This window comes from Borreliella americana (assembly GCF_021043605.1).
Classification (GTDB): Bacteria; Spirochaetota; Spirochaetia; order Borreliales; family Borreliaceae; genus Borreliella; species Borreliella americana.
The window spans coordinates 1-6,695 of record NZ_JAJNFB010000029.1 but is presented as its reverse complement, the minus strand read 5'-3'; the positions used below and the strand labels follow the sequence as shown (position 1 = coordinate 6,695).

The window sequence follows — 6,695 nt, the reverse complement described above, 5'->3', positions numbered from 1 at the left end:
ATCAACAATATTATTTAGAATTGCTTTTAAGCTAGTTGTTTCATTGACTATTTCAATTGTATTGTTTGCTTTGATTTTAATAGTATCGGAAATTATATTTAAATTTAGATCTGCAAGCAATAATCTCATTATTGCTTGCTAAAAAACAACTTGATTTTATTAAATATTCCTAATCTTAAAAGAATAAAAATTCGCCTTAAAAATTTTCTAGATTTTAGAACAACCTTTAGGAAATGCATGAAACAATTATTAAACGATTATAGTAGTAATAAAGAATCCATAAAATTTGAAAATAGTAAATTAGAAATTATTTGAATAAAACTTTTTCAAATTCCATTTTAAACATGGAGAAAAAGCCTATAAAAGTAGAACAAAAAAAATTAGGAGTATTATTGTAGTTGAATTTAAAAAAGAAATAAGATTTAGAAATACTAAAATTAGAACCCATTTTTATAATTTTTTCTATAATTCGTTTAGAAAATAACAGTTTTGAATATCAATCCAAATAATAAGAAACAGTTGTAACGACTTTTAATTTTGAAAAATTTCAAAGCTGCCCTACCAATTTAGCTTTCTAATCTAATCTACTAAAATTTCGGGTTTTATATCATTAATATTGTCAAAATAATATCTTAGCCATCTACTAATACTAATCAATATGGCCTGATTATAAAAACCTCAGGAATATTTTTTTTTATCAATCCCATTTTATCGATACTTTTTGCATAAACATTTAAAGAGAGATATATATGCCTTATTATATTTATATATAGACTCTTTATAATTCCCTTCATTAAATTTCATAAATCCCATTTTTATATGATCTTCACTAAATCCATGTCTTAAGAAAATGCTTATAATCCTAGACAAGTTTAAATTATTTCCTTTATTAATATTTTATCTATTAGTACTTCATACCCCACATATAATGAAGAAATTTTATCTTATTTAAATCAACGAATTTAATTTCTATTTTTATATAGAACTCCCTTGATAAAATCAGCTTAAAAGATGCCTTCAAAAGCAAATACATTAAATTCATATAATTTTGGAATTTTTGATAACTCCTTAACAGATTCTTTTAAACTTTTTTATAAAAATAGTAAATGCAATTATTATATAATTTCACATCTAAAAACAACATACAAATACCTTTCTTTTTTTTATCAAAATATTTAATATCTGGATGATATAATATCAATCCAGTAAAGCTAATACTATTGCATAAATAATAACAGACTATAGTAACAAAGTATAAAAACTAAAAATATTAATTTGAACGCTAAAAGCATTATGCGTAGAGCTTTTATTTGTATTTATTCTTACTTATTTTTGTCTTTTTACACGAATGCTGATTGATCCTTATTAGTATTATAAGTATTTTATACTACAGTATAATACTATATACTTTTCAAGTAAATATATATATTATGAGTTTAATTATAAAAACGTTTGAGGTTTAGTATGAAAACAAATTTAAAAATTCAAGTCAACATAAGTTCATTAAGAAAATATCAAATCAAATATTACAAAATTTTATCAATACTTAAGTATTTCCAAAAATATAACTATTAAATGCAATCAAAAAGCAATTTTAAATACACTAAATAATTTTTTAGCTCAAAATGAGCTAAAAGCAATCAAACTGAGAACACTTGGAAAAAATTTAACTTGGCTATGTTGCAGAAATATCGTTTAAAAAACTTATTAAGATTGGAAGAAGACAATGGTTTATTATATATTTTGGTTATCTTTAAGCATATAATTTAAATTATTATTGCATTTATTTATTGAATGTTTTATATATGGACATGATGTCAACACAATATATAAATTTGAAAAAGAAATACAAAAAAATATTTTAAAAATAATAGAATTAAAAGCTCTAATTTAAAAATTACAACTAAAAATGTCAATTGTGTTATAAACAATAATATATAAAACAAAAAAGGAAAATTTAAATCTTGTAAATTTAAAAACAAAAACATTGCTAAAATGGAAAAATATAAATTTTTTAGATAAAATGAGAGAAATTTCTAATAAAAAATGATTATTTGGATAAAAGAGCTAAGACAAAGGAATGGCTACAAAAACCAGAAATTGAATAAATGATAAAGCTTGAGGTTAAAACATGAATCAATTATTAGGAAATCTAAAAGCCAAAAAATGGAAATTGAATCGTTAAAAATGAAAAACAATATTTTTATTAAAACAGAAAAAATAAATAACAAAACAATATATCATACAAAAATATGTGGTGTTTTTTTACATTTGGTATAAATCAAAAAAAAGAAAACAAATTTCTTATTATAATAAGAAATTTGTTTGATAAAAATAAGAAAAGTATTTTCCATTTATTTGGAATTGAAGAAAGTATTCAAGATGAATTTTTGAGAATGTTTTACGGATTTGAAGATTAACAAAATTGCTTTTTTTAGATATGGAAATATTAGTACCAAGGTTGTCGAAACTATATCCATATGTAAAATTTATTATATAGAATTTAGGTTTAAAAGAGGTAGTGTTTTTTGTTATATAAAAGCTATTCATACTTTAACAAAAAAAGAAAAATTTGAAAAGAAATATGCTTGAGGTCTACTAGAGAGAATAGTTAATCTATAATACAAAATTTACAAATTTTACAATAAAAATTTGCCAAATGGAGGTTTTATAAATAAATGGATAGCAAAAAATCAGAAATAATTAGTATTTCAAATATTAAAGGCGGTGTTGGTAAAAGTGTTTTAACTATTATATTTAGTTTTATTTTAAGAAACATGGATAAAAAAGTTTTACTTGTAGATCTTGATCCTCAAAATAGTTTGACTAGTTATTTTTTAAAATATATAAAAAGCTTAAGCAAAAATAATGTTTATTCTCTTTTGAAAGAAGATTATTATGTTGATTTAGATAAATATTTAACTAAAATACATGATAACGTATATCTTATTCCTTCTCATCCTAGTTTACATCTTTTTAATAAGGAAAATACTTCTTATAAAGAGCTCTTTTTAAAGCATAGGCTAGAAAGGACATTGTCTAATTATAACTTTGATTATGTCATGATTGATACTCCTCCCAATTTGGATTCTCTTTTAGATAATGCACTCAATATTACAAACAAGCTTATTGTACCCATTCAAGTTGAAAGATTTTCTGTTGAAAGCTTATCTATCTTGATGAAATATATTGAAAAAGTTTCAATGTATATGGATAGAGATATTGATATATACATGATTGAAAATCAATTTATGAAAAACAGAAATACTTTCAAAAGCATAGAAAATTCAATTAAGGATAAATATGGTAAATATATTAAAGGAAAAATTCATTTTTATAATAAAGTAAAGGTATTTATAAATAATTTACAAGAGCCTAATATTAAAGAACCTTATTATCAGGAATGTTTGGAAGCTTTAAAGAATATATTGGGTATTTGATTTTTACCATTTAAATTGATTTAATGTAAATGTTCGCTTGCGAACATTATTGTTTAATGTATTTTATGTTTTCATAAGGAGGGTTTAAGGTATGCCTAAAGATTTAATTATTTTGAATAATAGAGAAGAGGGCTTGATTGGTGTTTCTGAAGAGGAAGAGTATGAAAACTATAAGCATTCTTTGAGAAAAAGCATGCTTAACGATATAGAAAATAAAATTAAAATTATGGAGATATTGCACAATATAAAAACCAAGAAACTTTATCGTATCGATGGGTATGTAAGTTTTGATATGTTTATCAAGAAATTTTTAATTTCTAAAACTCAAGCTTATTTATATTTAAAAATATATGAAAAGGTATTAAAAGGAGATATAAGTGTAAAAGAAATCAGAGATAAGGGCATGATAGGAATTTATAGGAATATAAAATCAAAAGAATCTAATAATAAAAATTCAATAAAACCGTTACGTATTAGTTTTAAAAGACAAGATAGTTATGCTTTTTATAAAAGAAATTCAAATTTTATAGAATATTTACTAGATAAAATTTTTTCTAATGATAAAGATTATTTAGAAAAAGTATTAAAAGAATATCATGATTTGAATTTAAAAAAAACAAATTAAAATAATGTAAGTAGTTACTTGTAAAATTTAAACAATTTTTTGTTCAATTATAAGAGATTATATTTTATCTGGTATATTGTGCTATTTGTAAGCAATTAAAATATAGAAGTAATTATTTTTTTTATAAAAGTTTTTTATTAATTAACTTACTAGATTTGTTTTAAAAATAAAATGATTTTATTGCCTGGATTATAAAACTTTTAATTCTGTTACAAGTCATGTTTTTATTCTTATAAGTTATCAATATTCCTAAAACCAAAATAGATCTAAAATAGATATTTACAAAAATATAATTTTTATTTTGCTATCTTTCATTGATTATAAAATAAGTTAGCTCGATATTGAACTTGCCTATTTAAGTATTTAAGTTTTGTTATCATTAATAACATAGGTAATTGAGTTGTTTGAGTATTTCTTTGGTTTAATTAGATGGTTTGATGGAATTTTATATTCTCTTACTAGCTTACTTTCTTGATACTCTTTAAAGTTTACAGAAATCCAGATGACATTGTTAAATAAAAATTTTAATAAGATATAAGATTAAAATATAAAATAATTTATTTAGTACTAAAATTTAATCTCAATGCCTTTTTAGTTTATTAAGAATTTTGATTAAAATATCAGGTCCATCTTTATTTAAAGATGGACCTGATATTTATGAACAATTTTAGTATAAAACTTAAATATTACTGTGTATTGAGTTTATAGTATCTAATAGTTTTTCTGATGTGTCTACTATTTTTTGAAATTGATTGTGAATTTCTTCTACATGGGATGAAAGCTTAGTTGCATCCGTCTTTATAAGATTTTTATCATTTTGATAATCTGATAAAAGTTGCTTAAACATGTTTGCTACGGTTAGTTTTGTAGGAAATAATTTTTCAAGCGAATTTTTAAGCTTCTTTAAATCTGAAATATCTAGTTTATCTAGAGCAACTTTTTTGGAATACAATCTAGAAATAGCCCGGTCGTAAAAGCCTCCAAGAGTATTAGAGCTGTTTAATATGCTTTCTGTTAGTGCCGACAATCTTATAATTTCTGAAAATTTTTTAAATTCATTGGTATCAATAGCATTTAAAAAACCATAAACCCTTCTTCTATATGTTTTAGATCTCTCAGTATTATCGGATATACGTTCACCTGGTGATGAAAGCCAACCTATTATTTTGAAAATCGAGATTCCATATTGGTCTTGAGGTTCTTCATCTAATTTTTTTATGTCTTTTTCTTTATCCATATTAGCTACTTCTATTAAATTTCTTAAGTCATCAATTAGTTTGTTTTTTATTTCTCTATTAATGTCTTCTTCTTGCTTACTAGGGCCTACTTTTTGCCTGGGGCCCACGTCTTGCTTAGGGACTACTTCCGTTTTAGACTTTGATCCTTTAATGTTAGATTGATGTTTTGTATCTTTTTGTTTGGTGCTAAAATCTGGATTGCAAGCACTTAAAAGTAAAAATACAAAGATGCTCACAAATATATTATATTTCATAAATATTCTCCTTATTTAAAATCTAATATCTAATACTAAATATAATGCAATATTTATACGATTTGATTTTAAATATAATAAAATATTTATTTCATTTGATTTTAATACAATATGGCATTAATACAATGTTATACTTAATATTATACTGTTATTATAACATAATATCAATAGTATATTTTGAGTTCAAAAAATATAAAAAATATTCATTAGCAAAATAATGGTGAATTTAAAAATAGACTTTTGAAGTAATAAATATAACAAACAATTTAATTTTTTATAATTTCAATAAAAATAACAATTATTTAAATAATTGCACTTTTAAATAGATGTTAATAATAGTTATGAAATATAATTTTTATTTTGTTACATCTATATGATTAATAGCAATATGACAATTTTTCTTATCCTTATTTAGAGTAGACTTTGTTATAATGTTACGAACTTAATGTGGTGAGTTTCTTTTGAATATTTTTTAATCTATATTAAGAAAACCAGTTCTATATTGCTAAGAAGCAGTATTCGGCCTTTCATAAATTATTTCAAATTTTTTTTCCAATACCAAACATTGAAAATATAAAGAAATATAATGAATAAAAAACTAAAGAAAATATTGAAGAGAATTTTTTAAAAAAATGAAAGATAATCCAAAATATCTGCAAGATAGGCAAAATTCATATCTTAAGAAAAGAACTTTGAAAGAATATAACTTTCATGTTGTTATATTTTAAGAAAATTACTTAACAATTTTAGTTGAATATCAAAATTAATCTCAACTTATTTTTTTGTTTCTTGTAAAAAATTAAATGGTAAGTGGTTTTTATTAAAATTCGTCAATTACTTAATGCTGCCTTCTAACTAATAAAATTTATAAGCATGAATAAAGATAAATGAGGTTATAACAATTTTTTCATTTACTTTAACTTTTTAAATTTTTAAAAAAATTTATGTCATTTGACAAAAAAAGTTATTTAATTAATCATTGATTTCTAATTTTTTGGATTTCTTTAAACAAAGATATAAAACCTTTATAAAAGCAACTTAACCAACAACTAATTAAATTTTATTAAAATCATAATTGAATTATATTTTATTTGTAGTTGCTGTCAATTATTGAAATATTATTAATAATACTTAATGC

The 6,695-nt window shown here is 21.8% G+C and carries 5 protein-coding genes and 2 pseudogenes; 5 read left to right on the top strand and 2 right to left on the bottom strand.

Features of this window, described 5'->3' with window-relative positions:
• Nucleotides 1-102, bottom strand: a pseudogene (locus LRB30_RS05995) (DUF777 family protein); the annotation flags it as partial.
• Nucleotides 103-135: 33 nt separating this feature from the next.
• On the opposite strand from LRB30_RS05995, the gene LRB30_RS05975 reads away from it, so the two are divergent.
• The 5 genes and pseudogenes from LRB30_RS05975 to LRB30_RS05335 all read left to right on the top strand — a co-directional run bounded on the left by LRB30_RS05975 (nt 136) and on the right by LRB30_RS05335 (nt 4,065).
• On the top strand, nt 136-315 hold the full coding sequence (locus LRB30_RS05975) for a CRASP family complement regulator-acquiring lipoprotein (RefSeq protein WP_407928737.1): 180 nt from the start codon (nt 136-138) through the stop codon (nt 313-315).
• A 696-nt stretch (nt 316-1,011) separates the two neighbouring features.
• A complete protein-coding gene (locus tag LRB30_RS05990; RefSeq protein WP_456264082.1) occupies nt 1,012-1,179 on the top strand; it encodes a BB0158 famile outer surface lipoprotein in 168 nt (55 codons plus the stop codon).
• A gap of 1,073 nt (nt 1,180-2,252) precedes the next feature.
• Nucleotides 2,253-2,703: pseudogene (locus LRB30_RS05345) on the top strand (DUF226 domain-containing protein).
• Nucleotides 2,679-3,440: a ParA family protein gene (locus LRB30_RS05340; protein WP_231014289.1), complete on the top strand. Its 762-nt coding sequence runs from the start codon at nt 2,679-2,681 to the stop codon at nt 3,438-3,440. Before LRB30_RS05345 ends, LRB30_RS05340 begins: the two are co-directional and overlap by 25 nt.
• Before the next feature lie 91 nt (nt 3,441-3,531).
• Nucleotides 3,532-4,065: a chromosome replication/partitioning protein gene (locus tag LRB30_RS05335; RefSeq protein WP_231014288.1), complete on the top strand. Its 534-nt coding sequence runs from the start codon at nt 3,532-3,534 to the stop codon at nt 4,063-4,065.
• Between the two features lie 679 nt (nt 4,066-4,744).
• Here LRB30_RS05335 and LRB30_RS05330 read toward each other — a convergent pair.
• Complete coding sequence (locus LRB30_RS05330; RefSeq protein WP_231014699.1) at nt 4,745-5,557, bottom strand: virulence associated lipoprotein; 813 nt, start codon at nt 5,555-5,557, stop codon at nt 4,745-4,747.
• Nucleotides 5,558-6,695: the final 1,138 nt, after the last annotated feature.